We start from the raw sequence: 15,402 nt of genomic DNA, 5'->3' as shown, positions 1-15,402 counted from the left end.
GCGAGGATGTCCCCGGCGGTGCGGCTCACGTCGCCGATGCGGTCGGCCCGAGCGCGTGTCAGCGAGCGGTCTGGGCAGGGGCCTCGGACAGGTGTATGGGCATGCTGGTGATGACGACGCGGGGTAGGCGGCGCAGGGCCTTGCGGAGGCGGTGCTCGACTCGTGTATGCAGGATCTTCTGCCAGGGATGGTCCACCACCACCTCGGGTATGACCACCGTGAGAGTGATGTCGGGATTTCTGTCGTGCAGTTGGGCGATGTACTGGGCCAGGGGTTCGAGGATCTCGCGGTGCGGTGACGCCACGGTCTCCAGCCGGATGTGGTCGCCCCAGGCTGTCCACTCGTCGCGGAGCCGGTCGGCTTCCTGATCTTCGGGGCTGACGTGCACGGCGAGTGACGGCTGGCCGAGCGACACCACGTAGGCGAGAGCACGCAGGGTTGTCTGGTCGAACCGGGCGACCGGGACGACGAGGAGGTGGCGTATGTGTTGGGGCAGGAATTCTTGTGTCATGTCCGGCTCACTCTTGTTTTCGGAGGGCAACTGTGTTGGCGCGGGGGCGGGGCGCAGGGACACCGTCTGCCGTACCTGGTCGTAGTGCCGTCGTGTCCGTAGGCACAGGAGCACCAGCACCGGCACGGCGATGACGACCACCCAGGCGCCCGCGGTGAATTTGGTGATTGCGGCGGTCACCAGCACGATTGCCGATAGCACCGCTCCAAACGCGTTTATCGCGGCCCTGCGCCGCCAGCCCGGTTCACGGTGGCGCCGCCAATGGTTCACCATGCCGACCTGCGAGAGCGTGAACGCCAGGAAGACACCGACCGCGAAGAGCGGGATCAGGGCCTGCGTGCGACCGCCGAACGCGGTGAGGATCACCGCGGCGGCGACCGAGAGGGCAACCAGACCGTTGCTGAGGGCCAGCCGTTCACCCATGTGCAGGAATCGGCGCGGGACGTAGGCGTCGCGGGCCATGAAGTACAGCAACCGGGGCAGATCGTTGTACGCGGTGTTCGCGGCCAGCAGCAGGACCAGCGCGGTGGCTGCCTGGACGATCGCGTACCACGGTCCGTGGGGGAAGGTGCGGTGAGCGAGTTGGGACAGCAGGGTCTCGTCCGCTCGCGGGACCAGGCCGTTGAGGTGGATCAGGACTATCAGGCCCGCGAAGAGGAGGACCAGGAGGCTGACCATCCAGGTGAGCACGGTGCGGGCGTTGCGCCACTCGGTGGGACGCAGGGCCGGTACGGCGTTGGACACTGCCTCGATGCCGGTCATCGAGGTGGCGCCGGAGGCGAATGCGCGCGCGATGAGCAGCACGCCGAGAGCCTCCGTCGCGGGCACCGGTGGCGTCGGGGTCACGGTGAAGCCGCGTGCCCCGGCCTGCGCGAGCCCGACAAGCGTCAGCCCCCCGATCGCGATCAGGAACAGGTAGGTGGGGGCGGCGAAGATGTTTCCCGCGACGCGGACCCCGCGCAGGTTCCCGGTCAGCAGGGCGGCGATGGCCGCCAACGACAGAGGTACGGACAGTGGGGTCAGCGCCGGCAGAGCCGAGGTGATCGCGGCGATTCCGGCCGCCACCGACACGGACACGGTCAGCACGTAGTCGAGGATGAGACCGGCCGCCGCGGTCAGGCCGGCCCGGGGGCCGATGCTGTCGCTGGCCACTAGGTAGGAGCCCGCGCCGTGCGGGTAGGCGCGCACGGTCTGCCGGTACGAAACGCCGACCGCGATCATCAACACCACCAGAGCGCCGGCGATCGGCAAGGACAGCCCCAGGGCCGCACTTCCGGCGAGGACCAGAATGGTCAGCATCGCCTCCGGCCCGTACGCCACCGACGACAACAGGTCGGACGAGAGGATCGGCAGCGCGATCAGTTTGCGCATGCGTTCCCGCAGCGTGGACGCGCTGGACAGGGGTGGCCCGAGCAGCACCCGACGTGCCCGCACGGCGAGCCGGCCCAGGAGCCTGTCGGGCCGTTCCGCCGCTGGCGTCGCGGTGAGCTCACCGGGTTGGTCGGGCCGGAACTCTTCGTTTGGCCCTCGGGTGTGGCCAGCGCCCTGCCTGGAGGGCCGAAGCTCGGGATCCACCGGCAGCGCCCGCACCGGTTCCTCGGCCCGCCACTGGTCACCGAGCCGGCGCAGCGCCTCAAGGTCCTGCGCCGACATGGGCGGAAACTCCGCTGATGGGCTCAGAGAAGTCGTCGGTCGATCCCGGCCGCCCGCACCGTCCCGCTCCTTGCCCACGCCCGCCCCTACTGCTCAACACTCGCCAGCCGTACCGACGATCCCAGGAACAGCCGGCCCGGCGGTGGGGATCCGACGCATTGGTGCCACCCCATCGGCACCGCGGGGTGCGCGCGGCGGATGCCTGGCCGGTGCCGAGGGCGCCGGATCGTGGCGGGTTCAGGGCGACCGCGCCGTGGCGGGAAGATCAGGTCCTGCTCGCCGCGCTCGTCTGCTTACACACGCGCTGGGACGGGCGGATGAATACCAGCGGGCACCCACAGGGAGATGACCAGCGGCCGGCCGGTCCAGATGTACTGCAGGACGACGTGCGGCGTGCCGTAGAACAGCCGGCGGCGGCGCGACGGGGTGAGGATGCCGGCCAGGTTCGCCCACGGGGTGGCGGCACCGTGCTCGTCGACCTGCGGTGGCGGGGCGATGGTCACCAGCCGAGCACCGGGGCGCCGACTGCCCAGCCCTCATCAACTGTCCGCGGGTTAGGAGCCGGCGCCCGTCGGGTTGAGGAAGACGAACCGGATCGCCGGGTTACGCGCGGTGAGCCGTCGTCTGGCCTCGTCGGCCACGTCCTCGATGTCGGCGGCCCTGACTTGGTCGGAGAAGTCGATCTTCGCGACAACGAGAATGTCGTCGAGACCGAGCTGCAGGGTCAGCAGCTCCACGATGCCTTGCACGTTTGGCAGGGCGGCCAATTCCCGGCGAATCTCGTCTTGAACTGGCTCCCTTGCTGACCGGCCGACGAGCAGGGCGAGGTTGTTGCGGGCCAGAATGGTGGCCACCACGAGGAGCAGTACACCGATGGCGACCGATGCGATGCCATCCCAAACCGGGTCACCGGTCAGCTCGGCGAGCCCCAGGCCTGCACCCGCTATCCCCAGGCCGATCAGGGCGGCGCTGTCCTCCAGGAATATCGCCTTGATGGCGGTGTTGGGCGTGCGCCGCAGGACCCTAGCTGGACTGATGCCCCAGCGTTTGGCCCGGCGCCGTACCTGCCGCACCGTCCGCATCAGGGACACCGACTCCAGGACGAAGGAGACGACCAGCACCGCGTACGAGACGAGGTAATCTCCGGTCTCCTTGGCCGATGCGATGACGTGCACGCCGTGGGTGATGGAGAAGCCGGCGCCGCTGACGAAGGTGAAGACCGCGGCGAGGAGGGCCCAGATGTAGCTCTCCCGACCGTAGCCGAAAGGGCGCCCGGGGTCGGCCCGGCGGCGGCCACGACGCAGCGCCACGAACAGCAGCACCTCGGTCGTGGTGTCGGCGAACGAATGCGCGGCTTCCGACAGCATGGCCGCCGAACCCGAGAGTAGACCCGCAACCACCTTGGCTGCGGCGACAGCGACGTTGACGGAACCGGCCACGATCACTGTGCGGACGCTCTGCGACTGCTCGTCCGATTCGGTCATGAAGCCAGGCTATGGGCCGGGTGTCGGCGGGGCGGACAAACCGACAGGCACAGGCGGTGCCGCGGACCACCAGCCGCCGGCTGAGCTTCGCCAACGACCGCACCCTCCGCAACTGGTCGCGGTGGCCGAAAACGTGAATCAGGTTAGGGGCGACCAGGATCGGTCGACATGGCAGCGCCGCTGTCGTCCTATCGGTGCACCTACAGCATGATGTGGACCGCCGTGAGATACAGGTGGGGCCTGCCCCTGCAGTCGTCCGAGAAGACCGCCTGCACGGCATGCTCGACACCTGGAGCTCCTGAACAAGCGATCGTCACCGCCGCGCCGCGCCGCGCCTTTCCGCCTGCCAGCAGAGGCGTGGCCGGGGAGCAACTCCAGACGTGATGGTGCCGTCCACCCACCGTGCCGTTGGCCGTCGGAATTTCTGCCCTGCCGGGCCGGATCCGCGCGGATCTGCACCCCGTTCGGAAGTCGAGGGCGAACGGGATGGTAGCGGCCAGGCAATTGCGGGCTGTCAGGTTCTGCCAGGAGGCCGAACCTGACAGCCCGGCCAACGGTGCTCCCCGCACGGCTAACTTGAGGGTTCTCCTACTTTCCAAGTGCCACTGATCCGACGCCTCCCGCGACGGCATCGCGCCCACCAGTCACGGTCGGCCGCCGCCGCCAGCTTCGGATCTGGCACGCACAGAGCCCACGCCCCTCGCCCACGCGACAGGGGCGCGGCACCCCCATCCCTTCAGGCGGCCACCAACCGGTGGCCGCCTTCTTGCTGTCCTGTGGAGGACAACATGCTTCGTCCCACCTGGCGCCTGAGAGACAGCGAGCCTCCAGCCGACATCCACTACGCCACCCCACTTAGCCTCCGCCCCAGCACCTCCGCGGTGGTCGGCAGACACGCCGCAGCGCGCCCAGCCCACGACGTGGCCACCGATCGGCTGGCTTCGCGCGCCGGGTTGGTCGCGGGCACGCCCTCGGCTACTGCCGGCAGTCGGGCGGTGCAGCGATGACCGACGGGACGACGAGGTGGCCTGGCTGACCGTGCCGCTGACGCACAGGCCGGTGCGGGACCTCGCCGTTGACAGTCAACCGCACGAACAGCACGTCACCTTCTGAGCCGAGGTCACCCGCCGCCCGACGAGCCGCTCGTGCCGGCGCCCGCGGCCGTGCTCGCGCTCACCGCGTGGCGCTGCGGTGACGGCCTCCTGGCCGTCATGGCCGCCGAGCGTGCCCTGCAGGTCGACCCCGCCTACCAGCTCGCCGGCCTGCTCGTGCAGGCCCTGCACGCCGGTCTGCCGCCCTCCGTCGTCGAGCAGGCGATCACCGGCGCCCACCCCAGCCCGTCGACCCGGAACCCGAACACCCCTCAGAACAGGAGTAACCACCGTGGATCCCATTCGCAGCATCCTGCTGTCTCTCGCCCGCACCGCCGAAGAAGCCCGACTGCGCTGGCACGCCGAACGCGCCGCCCTGCGCGCCCGCGGGGAAACGCCCACCCGCAGCGAGGCATTCGCCTACGACGTCCAGGCCAACCTGTGCCTGATCACCGCGATCACCGCGGCCGACCTTCCGGTGAACTTCCGCCTCTACGACACCACGCTGTCCCGAGACCCGCTCGCGGCAGCCGCACAGCTTCGCCAGGTCACCTCCGCCTACGACCACAGTGGCCCGATCGAGGCCGCACACGAGGCAGCGCGGCTGGCCTACAAGGCGGCGTTCGCCGAGCCGCTCACCGCGCAGGAACAGCACTACGTCGACCTGCTCGTCGACCTGCCCGCCGCGCGACGCGACAAGATCATCGAAGTGGCAGAGGAACGCGCCCGCCACCTGCCGGCATGAGCATCGGCGCACCTGCCGCCGGCGCCCCCACTCGCCCTCCTACCAGGGGCGCAGCAGCACGCCGTGCTCCCTCACCGGCGTGGCGGACCAGACCCCGCCGGCGACTTACAGCGTGGGCCACGACGGGGGAGTGAGCCACGACGACGCAACGTCCCGCCCGGCAAAACCATCCAGGTCAGCGGCCGCTGCTGCACGACCAGCCGTGGGCGCAGGACGTGCCGGGCAGGGGCAGCAACCCCAGGAAAGGAACACATGAGCCTGTACACCCTCACACCCAAACCCGGGTCCGAGCGGTACACCATCCAGGTCGGCTGGAACCCTCACCGCACGTACTTCCCCACCGTCGTCGACTTCACCTGGGACCCGGTCACCGAACCCCGCCACGAACCCGACACCATCCACCTCGGCCGGATCGAGACGATTCTCGACCCGGCCGAGGTGCTTCTGGCCGTCGAACCCTACGCCGAGATACCAGCCGACCTACCCGCCAGACTTCGCGCCGACCAGACCGAACACCCGGTGCGCCGCTGACACCAACTCCCGGTCGGCGGACGTCGCATCGCGCGCCAACGGCTGCAACCAACTCGCAGTTACGCCGGCACGAGCGCTGCTGACTGAACCACCCCGATGACGCCTCCTCGGGGAGGTCGTCGTCATCACCGACGCCGTGAGCCCGAGCGGCACCAACCCGTAAACGAGGCCCGCCACAGGCGGGCCGTCGTCGTATCAGGACCCGGGACGCGCCGCCTACCAAACGATCGCGTCCCGGGTTCTCCACTGAAGGAGGAACCCAGTGTCCCTATCACTGATCATGATCGCCACCGCAGTGGTGGCGTTCGCCCTGGGCAGGCTCACCGCCTGGCCGAGAATCCACGGCCTCCGCACCCAACTCGCCGACGCCACCTCGGCGATGCTCCACGACCCGCTCACCGGCATGCTCAACCGCGCCGGCCTGCAGGCCGCGCACGCAACCCTCGCCAAAACCGCCCCCGCACAGCCCATCATCGTCGCCCTGATCGACCTCGACGACTTCAAACACATCAACGACACCCACGGCCACGGCCGGGGAGACGACCTCCTCATCGACGTCGGCGACCGCATCACCGACATCGCCGCCCTTCACGGAGGCGCCGCCGCGCGGCTCGCCGGCGACGAATACGCCGCGCTCCTGCCGGCCCACACCGACGACCTGAACCGCATCGCCGACACCCTCGCCACGATCATCTCCCAGCCCATCGCACTTTCCGCAGACGACAGCCCCGCCACGGTCACCGCCAGCGTGGGCCTGGCCCTCGTCGACGCCGGCGACCCCTTCACTGAAGTGGCCCTGCACCACGCCGACATCGCCATGTACCACGCCAAGCGACAGGGCCGGAACCGCCACGCCATCTACCAGCTGGGCATGACCATGCCGCCCGCACAGCACCGTCGCGGACCTCGCCTGCGCGACCGCCGCCAGCCCACCGATGGGGCCACGGCATGACCGCCCCGCACGAAGAGATGGCCTGTCAGACCTGCCTCTCACCGCTGAACACCCTCGGCGTGCCACCCACCTACGTACACCCGACCCACCTCGCCACCGACGGACACGAACCAGCGCCCGTCCCGGTCAGCCAGCTCGACACCGTGCGCCGAAGCTGCGACTTCTGCGGCGACCCGTACCCGATCTGGACACTGCACGGCGGCGAGGTGACCGCCATTACCATCGGCCCCACCGCAGGGCTGGTCCAAGACTTCGGCCACTCCTGGGCAGCATGCGCGGCCTGCCAAACCCACATCGACGACGGCCGCAACGACAAGGTCATCGACCGCGCGGTACGGGCACTTGGCCTCGCCAACCATCTACAGGCACGACAACGAATCGAGGAACTGCACCTAGCGTTCCTCGACGCTCGACTCCCCAGCCGAACGCTCATCACGACGACCGCCTGGCCGGCAACCACCATCGCCGCCGGAGAGCTGCCCAAGGTCCGTGACCGGCTCACCCGCTTCTACCGAAGCACCGACAACCTGCCCGCCGCACTCGGAATCACCGACGGACGTCAGCAGATAGCCGCCGGTCTCGAACGATCACACCTGTACTGGATCGACAACGACTTCACCGACCTGGCCGAACACGCCGCAGCGCAGCTTCCCGACGTACGCATCAGCCGCGACCTCATCCCCTCGACCGACGGAATGCTGATCTGGCCCCGGCCAGTCACACACCGACAGATCACCGCCGCATCCTGGACCGACACCACCGAAGGCCGCCCCGTCGTCCTCTACCGCACCATCGGCGCCGGACTGCACGGCAAACCACTGCAACGGCTACGCGAACAGGTCGGCTGGCTCGCACCGATGAGCGCAGCCCACCTCCCCGAACAGCACCTGACCCCCGGTGACCATCCGGCGGCAGCGCTGGTCGCGACATGGCTGCTGATCGCACAGCAAACCGCAGAAGTCACCACGGTGCGAGTCGACAAAACCGTCGCCAAGACCTACGCCCGCACCAACCGGCCCATACCCGAACTGCGCATCGTGCGCATCCGCGGCCGCCGCACCATCCCAGCGCCGGACGGGGAACCAACGCCAGACAGCCAAGGGCGCTCCCAGACCAGCCGGTTCTGGGTCTCCGGTCACTGGCGCAACCAAGCCCACGGCCCCGGCCGGTTGCTGCGCCGCCCTGTCTACATCCACCCGTTCCTCAGGGGCCCCGACGATGCGCCGATCCGGTTGAGCACCACCGTACGCATGCTCAGCAGCCACCAACCCAAGCCCCAAGATCATAAGTAGATAGCGATGTCGGCGGTGGCACAGTTCCGCCTGTCCCACCGCCGACATCGGAAACTTGATCACCGTTGGGAGGGCACCGCAGCCCACGACGCAAGAGGGTGCAGACGCCGTTGGTGGCTAGGCCGATGCCGAGGCTTGGTGTTGCACATTGCGTGAACTAGCAATGCTGTGGAGAGCACTTCGTTCACCATCGAAGACCTCGGCGTCATGGTCCGCCGCCACCGCCCCGACGACTCCGTCGCCCGCGCGATGACCAGACTGATCCGCACCGACCTGATCATCATCGACGACATCGGCCTGTTACCGGTCTCCCCGGACGCCGCCGAAGGCTTCTACCGCCTCGTCGACGCCGCCTACGAGCGACGCAGTCTCGCGGTCAGCTCGAACCTGCACCCCTCCGGCTTCCACGAGATCATGCCCAAGACCCTGGCCACCGCCACCGTCGACCGGCTCCTGCACCACGCCCACGTCGTCGTGACTCAGGGTGACAGCTACCGGTTCAACCAAGCCACCGCCAGACAAGGAGTCAAAGCCTTGCACTGACCCCAGCACCACCCCACGGCGGGGAACTATCTGGCCGCCACTGGGGACAGTGTCAGATCTCTCTGAGCCGCTCGGCTACCGCCTTATCACCGGACCCGATGATGCTGAATTCTGCGCCCGCGTCAGCGGCCTTCTCGACCAGGGCTGTCAGCTGTATGGGTCCCCGGCGCTGACCTCCAACGGTGAACGCGTCATCGCCGCTCAAGCGTTGGTGCTGCCGCACTACGTCGGCCCCGAGGCGTCCGAGGGCAGCGCCAGGTAGAGACGCACGCTCACGCCGCTGACCGCGCGCTCATGCCCCGGGTTGGCGTTCAGCGAGGGTTGTCGGACTTCGCCGCTATGGTCCCCGCACAGGCCGAGCCGCTGCCACCGCAGAGGCCGTGACGGAAAGCAGGATGTCGTGGGCGCATCTGCGTGGGGCTACTTTGTCCCCTACCAGCCAGACCTAGACCTCGCGCTTCAGGCGCTGCGTCAGAAAGTGTTCGCGGAGGGCGACTACTACTGGGGCCTCACCGCAGACTGGGTGCCTCCGGAGGAGCGGCGTCCGCGGCCGCAAAGGATAGCGGAGCTCTTCGCTGACGAATACGTCCAGGAGTGTGGGACACACTCGATACTCGACATGGACCACGTGTTGGGTCCCGAGGAACGCCCGGATTACCGCACCGTGGAGCCGGTGTCGGCAGACGAAGCCAAGGAACGGGCGGGAACCGACCGCCTGACGCGGGCGCATATCGACGCCATCGATGGACTTGTCAGGGGACGATGGTTCGGTCGCTGTGCGGTGCTGCACGACGACGCTGGTCAACGTGCGGAGATCTACTTCTGGGGCTACTCGGGCGACTGATTCCGACGGCCGCCGCGCCCGTCCAGCGACGGGCGACCAGATCACGACTCCATCGCAGCGCGCAACGTCGCCCGACGGCATCCGCTATGCCGCGATCCGCGCCTTACAGACCGTGACTGCCAGCGTCCCGCTGGGCGTCCGGACGTGCCGATGTGCGCGCATTGCTCTTCTGCGCGACAGGCCCGGCTCCTTTCATGAGACGGCGCTGGTTGAAGGTCGTCAGACAAGGCGGTAGGCGGAGACGTGCATGTCCTTGCCGGTGTACGGCTGGCGATGCCAACCTCCCCAGCGGTCCGCCAGGCGAAGCCCGGCGAGTCGTGCCATGAGGTCGAGCTCGGACGGCCATGCCAGCCGGCAGGAGATCGGCCCGAACCTGATTCCTTCGTCCTTCGAAATGCGGACATGGTTCTCGTCGAGGATCTGCGTCACCGGGTCGTAGGTGCACACGTCGAGGGTCACGGCGTCGAGGTCGACCTTTTCGGGGTTCGCGTAAGAGTGGGTCGGTAGCCACGCGCTTGGAACTGCGGCCTCGACCAGGAACACACCGGTGCCTGTCAGGTGAGCGGCGGCGTTCTCGAAGCATCGGACCTGATCGTCCTGGGTCAGCAGGTTGAAGATGGTGTTGTAGACCAGGTAAACGACCTCGTACTTCTTCCCGGTGTGAATCGAGGTCATGTCGCCGACGGTCACGTCGAGCGCAGCACCTCCCGGCTTGGAACGGAGTACGTCGACCATCGACTGGGACAGTTCGACGCCGTCGACCGGCACCCCACGCTGGGCGAGGGGAAGCGCGATCCGTCCGGTGCCGATGGCGAACTCCAGGGCTGCGCCATCCCCGGCTAGTTGGGCAAGCAGATCGGTTGCCGCCTCTTCATCCCCGCGAGGGCTGTCATCATAGCGGCCGGCCACTTCCGGGCCGAAGCTCTCACTGGGCTGGAATCCGTACATGCCCTGCAGAATCTCAGCAGCCACTAGTCCCGGCCACTCGTTTTCTGCCGACCACGTGCACTCTCATGCCGCAGATCGGGCGTCACTGTGCGTGGCAGGCGCGCAGTAGTGCTCGACGCGAGTCATGCGCCGGACAGCAACGATGACAGCGACCACTCCACATCGCGCGACCGGCGCGGCATCGGCCAGACTTGCGACTACAGGCGTCGGGGGCCGTCGGGTGTACCGGGACGGCCGAACTGGCCAGCTGGCAGGCTGGCAGGGAGAAGCATCGGCGGCAGGACGGAGACGTGCACGTGGCGGGCTGGAGCGCGATTGCGGGAATGCACGACTTCGTCGTACCGGACGAGGCAGCCGCACAGGCGTCCGCTGAGGAGCTGGCGGCGTACGGGTTCCCGCGCGTCCTCGCCCGGCCGCACCCGGACGGCGGCTGGCTGGTGATGGCGCTCGACGAGGGCCCCTATCCGGTTGACACCGTTGGCCGCCGGCAGATCGAGGCGGTGAGCCGCGAAGCGGCGGTGATCGCGCGGGCGCACGGCGGACGGCCCAGTGGTGGCGGCCGGTTCGACGTCAGCCGGATCGCTGAGCATCGCGCCTGGACCGCCCCGATCAAGGTGATCGGCACCAAGGCGCGTCCACCGGTCCCGGAGGTCACCGTCGTCCCGGCGCCGCCCCTGGGGCCCTTGGCGCTCACGCCGGACTTCTCCGCGCCCGGGACCGTGGAGCTGACCGGGCTCGACGACGTGCCGTGGGCCGATCTGGAGCATGCGCACGGCTCCGCCGACGACATTCCCGACCTGCTGCGCGAGCTGGCAGGCGGGACGCAGGAGTGGGACGGGGTCCTCGACGAGCTGTTCGGCGACGACCTGCTGCACCAGGGCGACTGCTACGAGGCCACGGCCCCGGCGTTGCCGTTCCTGACTGAGCTGATCGTCGCGGACGTAGTGCCGGCGCGGCAGCGCCGCGATCTCTACCTGTGGCTGATGGTGGCCGGTGGCCGCCGCAACGACAACCTGGTCGGGTTCGCCGAGCTCGCCCGGGACGAGGGGGAGACCCTCCAGCCGGGCGCCTGGACGGAGGAGGTCTTCCGGACCGTCGGCGACCAGGTTCCGGTGTTGCTGGACCGGTGGGACGCCGAGCCGCAGGGGATCCGGTTCGTGCTCGCCGTCCTCGCCGCGCAACATCCCGGTCACGGGGTGCGGGCCGCCGACCGGATCGCCGCCCTGGCCGCCGAGCTCGACGGGACGCAGCAGGGCGCGTACCTGCGGCTCGCCCTAGATGTTCTGCCCGGAGAGGTTGGGGACGCGGTTGGCGGGTGGGCCGCCGAGCGCGGTGTGGTGCCGGTGGTGATTGTAGGCGTGCAGCCAGGCGGGTAGAGCTGCTCGGCGGGCGGTCTCTGAGGAGTACGGCTTGGCGTAGGCCCATTCCTCGGTCATGGTGCGGTGGAAGCGTTCAACTTTGCCGTTGGTCTGTGGTCGGAACGGGCGTGTCTTCTTTACGCTGACGCCCAGATCGCGCAGGGTGTCGCGCCATAGGAACGACTTGTAGCAGGATCCGTTGTCGGTGATGACTCGACGCACGGCGATGCCGTGGGCGGAGAACCAGGTCTGGGCCCGCTGCCAGAACGCCGCAGCGGTTTCTTTGCGTTCGTCATCGAGGATCTCGGTGTAGGCCAACCGAGAGTGATCGTCGATCGCGGTGTGCAGGTAGGCGTAGCCGAGTCGGGCACCGCCCCAGCGGTCGGTGGCATGGCCTTTGGTGGCGGTGCGGTTGAGTTTCCCTTGCCGGCGGCCTTGGGTGCGCCATCCGCCGCCGTCGGGGATGTTGCCCAACTTCTTGATATCGACGTGGACCAGGTCTCCGGGCGCGGCGTGCTCGTAGCGGCGTATCGGTCGGCCGGTGGCTCGGTCCAGGTGCGCCAGGCGAGGCGCCTTGGCTCGGCGCAGCACCGCGTGGCACGTCGAGGCCGCCAACCCGAGCCGACCCCCGATGCGAGCGGGTCCCCATCGCCGTTTGGCCCGCAGATGCAGCACCTTCCGTTCGATGGGTGCCGCAGTGCGCCGCGGTGAGCGGTGCGGGCGGCTGGACCGGTCGGCCATCCCCGCCGGACCCTCGACGCGGTACCGATCCGCCCACCGCTTCGCCGTGTTCGGGCTGACCTGGAACCGTTCCGCAGCGCGGCGTAACGGCCATTCATCGTCTACCACACAGCGGGCCAGACGCAGCCTGCCAGTCTCGGACAACGGAGCATTACGGTGAACCACGAGGACCTCCATGGGTCAGGTGCGGCTGTCTGGTAGCTCCACACCTACCCGGGAGGTCCTCACCATTTCAAGATCCCGACGCGTCACCAACGTCCATGAACAGAACACCTAGAGCTCGTGCACGGCCGCGACGAGCGGGCGCTTGCACTCGCGACGGAGATCGTCGGCTGGGCCGATCGGCTGGAGCCGGAGTGGCTGGAGGCTCCCGGTGTGCCCGACGGGATCAAGGCGGCGCACGTGCTCGCCGAAGGCGCGCTCTACATCATCGAGTAGCCGCATTACTCGGCCACCGGGACGGCGATCCTGGTCGCCCGCTCGTGCGGCTCGGTCTCGCCGGGCGTGACGAGGTACGCCTCCCGCACCGGCGCCAGCGGGCGCAACCCTCGCTCGTGGATCCAGGAGAACAGGGCAGTGTCGGCGAGCGGCAGCTCGGCGTACGTTCGGTCCCACGACACGGCAGTCAACTCAGGTCCCGGATTGGATGAAGGCTGGGTCATGCCGCTCTCCGGGCGGCCACCTCAACTCGCCACGCCATACGACCAGTGCAGCGCGACGGCAGGCTTCATCCGTAGCCACAGGGCGGAAGCCGGCGAGTCATCCGGGAAATCGACCCGTACCAGCTCGCGACAATGGATGCGCTCGACTCGGACGCTTTGAACGCCACGCAAATCCAGGTCGAGCAGCTCAGGTCTTTCCGGGACGGTCCGCAACCGTAGCCGAACGACCTCGTATCCCGGCTCGATGTACATCTCGATGGCGTAGCCGGCTCGCGTGGTTCGGAACGTCACTGCCGTTTAGGGCCACAGCTCTCGCCGGTCGAACTCGTATCCGGCCTCACGCTCGTCGTCCGCGTACCGATGGACCGGCTCCGCCTCGAACAGCCAGGTCCTCGTAGCTGGGACCGGTTCCATGACCACCAGAAGATCCTTGCACGGATACCGGAGAGGCCCGCGTGACATCCGCACCTGCCGCTGACCGCGCGCTCGATCAGCGTCCGGTCGTGCCGATGTGAGCGCGTTCGTCGCTGGTTGCCGCGACCAGCGCCGTGGCAGTCACCACGGGCGGGTCTGCCGACCGTTTCGATGGGCCAGCTCCTAACTGGGCGTGCTCCGTAGCTGCTCGTGGAGCTGGCCAGCGGTATTGACCACCGCAACGAAGTCGAACACCTCAATTTGGTCGACGTCGAAGCTACCGGTGACGATCGGCGGCGGCGCATAGGCATAGATCTGGCCGGCGTCCAGGCGAAGCCCGCGCCGGTGGTATGCGGCCATAGCGAGGCTGGCCAGAAGGTACCTGTCCTGGCCAGCTTCGGTGTCCAGCTCGGCAGTGAGGTCGGCACGGGTGTTCCACCCCCGTACGAGGTCCCCTTCGAAGCTGTCGAGGAACCACCATGCCCCTTCCGTAGACTCAAGGAACACATCGCCGAACAGCGAGGTAAACCGCGGAGCCTTACCGTCGAGATCCAGCCAGGTCCATGACTCCAGCGCCCGAGCGTATTGCTGCTCGCTGAACTGCTTGGTGAGTTCCATCGCGCCATTGGATCATGTATCCCCTCACGTTGCCCCGTAGCACAGCAGCGGTGGCAGCGGCCGACGCATCTGGCCAGCCCGCGCAGCATCCGCTTCTGCCGCCGACCGCGCCCGCCGGTCGTTGAAGGGCCCGTCACTGGCTGTAGCCGAAGGTTGCCGGCTTGGGCGTCCCATCATGCCGATGACCGGATGTGCCGTGCTGAGCGTCCTTCGAGATTGGACGGCGTCGTAAGGGTCTGCGCGGGGGCCGCCTGGCGATTACGCTCTCCGCCGTGCTGAAGAACATGTCGTGGTTGAACGAGCCGCGTGACTGGTCACTGGAGGACGGCGTCCTCCGCGCAGTCACGGAACTAAGGACCGATTTCTGGCGCGAGACGTTCTACGGCTGGACCACCGACAACGGGCACTTCTTCTACCAGCCGACGACTGGTGACTTCACGGCCGAGGTCATCGTGTCTGCCACGCATACGACACGGTTCGACCAGGCCGGCATGATGATCCGAGCCGACGAGCGCAACTGGCTGAAGGCCGGCTTGGAGGTCACGTCGGACGCTGTGCAGATCAGCACGGTCTTCACACGTGATTTCTCAGACGTGTCGATGGCGCCGATCGCGGGGGTTCCCAGCGAGGTCTCGATGCGAGTCACCCGCTTCGGCGCCGCAGTGACCGTGCACTGCCGCAGCGGCGACGGTCCCTGGCAGTTGTTGCGCCTTGGTTATCTCGACCTTCCCGCCACTGTGGACGTCGGCATCATGTGCTGCTCGCCGGAGCGTGCCGGTCTGCAAGCTACATTCCGGGACCTTCGGATCGGGCCGCCGATCTCCCGCGAAAACCTCGAGTAGTTCGGGCACGCTCGTGACGTGAGAAGCGAGATGGGCTTGTGCCCGTCGTCAACGTGGCCTCACGCCCTACCCGTGAGCCAGCTTGCTACGGACGGTGGCCCTTGACCCGCAGCTGAGCATCCAATCATGCCGCGATCCGCGCGCTACGCAGCGTCACGACGTGCCGACTCGGC

The 15,402-nt window shown here is 68.2% G+C and carries 18 protein-coding genes and 2 pseudogenes; 11 read left to right on the top strand and 9 right to left on the bottom strand.

Going from position 1 to position 15,402, the window contains the following annotated elements; translation table 11 throughout:
* Positions 1–58: 58 nt before the first annotated feature.
* The 3 genes and pseudogenes from OG990_RS16540 to OG990_RS16530 form a co-directional block, all read right to left on the bottom strand.
* Complete coding sequence (locus OG990_RS16540; RefSeq protein ID WP_406081342.1) at positions 59–2,164, bottom strand: APC family permease; 2,106 nt, start codon at positions 2,162–2,164, stop codon at positions 59–61.
* A 320-nt stretch (positions 2,165–2,484) separates the two neighbouring features.
* Positions 2,485–2,679: pseudogene (locus OG990_RS16535) on the bottom strand (hypothetical protein); the annotation flags it as partial.
* Between the two features lie 39 nt (positions 2,680–2,718).
* Complete coding sequence (locus OG990_RS16530; protein ID WP_406081341.1) at positions 2,719–3,648, bottom strand: cation diffusion facilitator family transporter; 930 nt, start codon at positions 3,646–3,648, stop codon at positions 2,719–2,721.
* A 1,145-nt stretch (positions 3,649–4,793) separates the two neighbouring features.
* On the opposite strand from OG990_RS16530, the pseudogene OG990_RS16525 reads away from it, so the two are divergent.
* The 8 genes and pseudogenes from OG990_RS16525 to OG990_RS16490 all read left to right on the top strand — a co-directional run.
* Positions 4,794–4,886, top strand: a pseudogene (locus OG990_RS16525) (hypothetical protein); the annotation flags it as partial.
* Between the two features lie 145 nt (positions 4,887–5,031).
* The gene (locus OG990_RS16520; protein ID WP_406081340.1) at positions 5,032–5,484 is read left to right on the top strand and encodes a hypothetical protein; all 453 of its coding nucleotides are present in this window, start codon (positions 5,032–5,034) and stop codon (positions 5,482–5,484) included.
* 252 nt (positions 5,485–5,736) lie between these two features.
* The gene (locus OG990_RS16515; protein ID WP_406081339.1) at positions 5,737–6,015 is read left to right on the top strand and encodes a hypothetical protein; all 279 of its coding nucleotides are present in this window, start codon (positions 5,737–5,739) and stop codon (positions 6,013–6,015) included.
* Between the two features lie 298 nt (positions 6,016–6,313).
* On the top strand, positions 6,314–6,967 hold the full coding sequence (locus tag OG990_RS16510; RefSeq protein ID WP_406081338.1) for a GGDEF domain-containing protein: 654 nt from the start codon (positions 6,314–6,316) through the stop codon (positions 6,965–6,967).
* A gap of 206 nt (positions 6,968–7,173) precedes the next feature.
* On the top strand, positions 7,174–8,259 hold the full coding sequence (locus tag OG990_RS16505) for a hypothetical protein (RefSeq protein ID WP_406081337.1): 1,086 nt from the start codon (positions 7,174–7,176) through the stop codon (positions 8,257–8,259).
* Between the two features lie 168 nt (positions 8,260–8,427).
* The gene (locus OG990_RS16500; protein ID WP_406081336.1) at positions 8,428–8,802 is read left to right on the top strand and encodes an ATP-binding protein; all 375 of its coding nucleotides are present in this window, start codon (positions 8,428–8,430) and stop codon (positions 8,800–8,802) included.
* On the top strand, positions 8,744–9,064 hold the full coding sequence (locus tag OG990_RS16495) for a DUF1737 domain-containing protein (protein WP_406081335.1): 321 nt from the start codon (positions 8,744–8,746) through the stop codon (positions 9,062–9,064). The genes OG990_RS16500 and OG990_RS16495 overlap by 59 nt, the downstream gene beginning before the upstream one ends.
* A 138-nt stretch (positions 9,065–9,202) precedes the next feature.
* A complete protein-coding gene (locus tag OG990_RS16490) occupies positions 9,203–9,646 on the top strand; it encodes a hypothetical protein (protein WP_406081334.1) in 444 nt (147 codons plus the stop codon).
* A gap of 219 nt (positions 9,647–9,865) precedes the next feature.
* Here OG990_RS16490 and OG990_RS16485 read toward each other — a convergent pair whose 3' ends face one another.
* A complete protein-coding gene (locus OG990_RS16485; RefSeq protein ID WP_406081332.1) occupies positions 9,866–10,594 on the bottom strand; it encodes a methyltransferase domain-containing protein in 729 nt (242 codons plus the stop codon).
* A 296-nt stretch (positions 10,595–10,890) separates the two neighbouring features.
* Between OG990_RS16485 and OG990_RS16480 the strand changes: the two genes are divergently transcribed.
* Positions 10,891–11,970, top strand: coding sequence for a hypothetical protein (locus tag OG990_RS16480; protein ID WP_406081331.1), 1,080 nt, complete (start codon positions 10,891–10,893; stop codon positions 11,968–11,970).
* Here the strand turns inward: OG990_RS16480 and OG990_RS16475 are convergent.
* Positions 11,869–12,858 carry an IS481 family transposase gene (locus OG990_RS16475; RefSeq protein WP_406081777.1) on the bottom strand — a complete coding sequence of 330 codons (990 nt, stop codon included), beginning with the start codon at positions 12,856–12,858 and terminating at the stop codon, positions 11,869–11,871. The genes OG990_RS16480 and OG990_RS16475 overlap by 102 nt on opposite strands.
* A 117-nt stretch (positions 12,859–12,975) precedes the next feature.
* Between OG990_RS16475 and OG990_RS16470 the strand changes: the two genes are divergently transcribed.
* Complete coding sequence (locus OG990_RS16470; protein WP_406081329.1) at positions 12,976–13,131, top strand: hypothetical protein; 156 nt, start codon at positions 12,976–12,978, stop codon at positions 13,129–13,131.
* A 5-nt stretch (positions 13,132–13,136) separates the two neighbouring features.
* Here OG990_RS16470 and OG990_RS16465 read toward each other — a convergent pair whose 3' ends face one another.
* From OG990_RS16465 to OG990_RS16450, 4 genes are all read right to left on the bottom strand, one after another.
* The gene (locus tag OG990_RS16465) at positions 13,137–13,313 is read right to left on the bottom strand and encodes a GyrI-like domain-containing protein (protein WP_328414801.1); all 177 of its coding nucleotides are present in this window, start codon (positions 13,311–13,313) and stop codon (positions 13,137–13,139) included.
* Between the two features lie 63 nt (positions 13,314–13,376).
* Positions 13,377–13,607, bottom strand: a complete 231-nt coding sequence (locus OG990_RS16460; RefSeq protein ID WP_406081327.1) for a hypothetical protein — start codon at positions 13,605–13,607, stop codon at positions 13,377–13,379.
* A 45-nt stretch (positions 13,608–13,652) separates the two neighbouring features.
* Positions 13,653–13,775: a hypothetical protein gene (locus OG990_RS16455; protein ID WP_406081326.1), complete on the bottom strand. Its 123-nt coding sequence runs from the start codon at positions 13,773–13,775 to the stop codon at positions 13,653–13,655.
* A 177-nt stretch (positions 13,776–13,952) separates the two neighbouring features.
* Entirely contained in the window at positions 13,953–14,387 is a 435-nt protein-coding gene (locus OG990_RS16450; RefSeq protein ID WP_406081324.1) for a hypothetical protein, read from the bottom strand.
* 272 nt (positions 14,388–14,659) lie between these two features.
* Between OG990_RS16450 and OG990_RS16445 the strand changes: the two genes are divergently transcribed.
* Positions 14,660–15,229 (top strand): DUF1349 domain-containing protein, encoded by a 570-nt coding sequence (locus OG990_RS16445; protein ID WP_406081323.1) that lies wholly within the window; start codon positions 14,660–14,662, stop codon positions 15,227–15,229.
* Positions 15,230–15,402: the final 173 nt, after the last annotated feature.

This window comes from Micromonospora sp. NBC_00858 (genome assembly GCF_045207365.1).
Classification (GTDB): Bacteria; Actinomycetota; Actinomycetes; order Mycobacteriales; family Micromonosporaceae; genus Micromonospora.
The sequence above is the reverse complement of the archived record's forward strand: the minus strand, read 5'-3'. Positions and strand labels throughout refer to the sequence as shown.

Coding starts and splice junctions, on each gene's coding strand:
- OG990_RS16515 (WP_406081339.1), top strand. CDS start 5,737: ATGAGCCTGTACACCCTCACACCCAAACCCGGGTCCGAGCGGTACACC.
- OG990_RS16450 (WP_406081324.1), bottom strand. CDS start 14,387: ATGGAACTCACCAAGCAGTTCAGCGAGCAGCAATACGCTCGGGCGCTG.
- OG990_RS16540 (WP_406081342.1), bottom strand. CDS start 2,164: ATGTCGGCGCAGGACCTTGAGGCGCTGCGCCGGCTCGGTGACCAGTGG.
- OG990_RS16485 (WP_406081332.1), bottom strand. CDS start 10,594: ATGTACGGATTCCAGCCCAGTGAGAGCTTCGGCCCGGAAGTGGCCGGC.
- OG990_RS16530 (WP_406081341.1), bottom strand. CDS start 3,648: ATGACCGAATCGGACGAGCAGTCGCAGAGCGTCCGCACAGTGATCGTG.
- OG990_RS16460 (WP_406081327.1), bottom strand. CDS start 13,607: ATGTACATCGAGCCGGGATACGAGGTCGTTCGGCTACGGTTGCGGACC.